We start from the raw sequence: 1,185 nt of genomic DNA, 5'->3' as shown, positions 1-1,185 counted from the left end.
TATCCGAACGGACCGGCACCATCAATCCGCTCCCCGACACCCGAGACGAGCTCTCAGCCAAAGCCGCAGAACAAATCGCGCCTCTCGCGGAGCACAAGCTCAACCGCGAAAGCCCAGGCGCCGCCGCGACCCGCTACCAGATTCGAAATCAATCTTTCGGCCGGCTTCAGTGCCCGTTGTCTCGTGCTTGTGATGCGAACAGATCGCTATGCCATAGGTGTCGATTGAGGATCCGATCCGCGATCGCGCCGGCGTCGTCAGGGCCGAGGCGGGTATCTCGGCTATGCCGAATCGACTTGAGTTCGTCCTGCGGGAACCTGAATCAAAGGCAGAGTGCGACCGAATCAGACCAAACTGCTAATAGTTGACATCTATTGCCATCCTCAACGTGTGACTCCATACTCCTTCCAGGAGGCTGCTATGCCCAACTACGCTCTCAACGACCATTACGAGGGCTTCATCAGGAAGCAGCTCGAATCGGGTCGCTACAACAACGCCAGCGAAGTTGTCCGCGCTGGCCTGCGTATGCTCGAGGATTTCGAGGCGGAGCGGGAGAAATGGCTGCGCGAGGAAATCCCGGGGCGCCTGGCCGAACTCCAACGGGATCCAGCGAAGGGTGTTCCTGCCGAATCGGTCTTTTCCCGGCTGGAGGCGCGTCATCGCGCAAAGCAGGCGAAAGCCAAGTAGGGGATGGAGCACCGGATTGTCTTCCACCCCAGGGCCGGAAGCTGAGCTGGAAAAGCTCTATGACGACATTGCCGAGCGTGCGTCGCCGGCGATCGCCTGGAATTTTTGTTGTCGGCATCCGTGACCATTGCCTGGGCTTCTCGACTTTTCCACAGCGCGGCACAGAGCGGGTTGAGATCGTGCCTGGGCTGCGGATTGTCGGTTGCCGGCGCGCCGTCAACATTGCTTTCGCGGTCGAGGCCGAACACGTGCTGTTCCTGGGCATCTTTTACGCCGGCCGGAATATCACGCCGGAATTGCTGGAAGACAGGCTCTGAAGCGTTGCTCAGGCTGGCGCGGCGGCCGAGGCAGGACTGGCGATTTTCAAGCCGATGCGTGCACCAGGCGCCGAGGTGACGGCGAGCCTCGCGAGGAATGATCGGCCGCGGAATGCCGCTCCCAATCCGGCCAAGCCAACTCACGAATTTCGGCCTCGTGGATAACTCCATGAGAAATCGA

1 protein-coding gene and 1 pseudogene are annotated in these 1,185 nt (G+C 60.3%); both read left to right on the top strand.

Annotated elements, in window-relative coordinates:
• The first annotated feature begins 420 nt into the window (after positions 1-420).
• On the top strand, positions 421-687 hold the full coding sequence (locus tag JT360_RS33115; protein WP_214477658.1) for a type II toxin-antitoxin system ParD family antitoxin: 267 nt from the start codon (positions 421-423) through the stop codon (positions 685-687).
• A 3-nt stretch (positions 688-690) separates the two neighbouring features.
• Positions 691-1,004: pseudogene (locus JT360_RS33915) on the top strand (type II toxin-antitoxin system RelE/ParE family toxin).
• Positions 1,005-1,185 lie beyond the last annotated feature (181 nt).

Origin of the sequence: Mesorhizobium sp. dw_380 (assembly GCF_018588885.1) — a bacterium.
Classification (GTDB): Bacteria; Pseudomonadota; Alphaproteobacteria; order Rhizobiales; family Rhizobiaceae; genus Mesorhizobium.
This window is presented reverse-complemented; position numbering and strand designations above follow the sequence as displayed.

Bases quoted from the DNA above. Each gene is read 5' to 3' on its own strand.
- JT360_RS33115 (WP_214477658.1), top strand. From the start codon at position 421: ATGCCCAACTACGCTCTCAACGACCATTACGAGGGCTTCATCAGGAAG.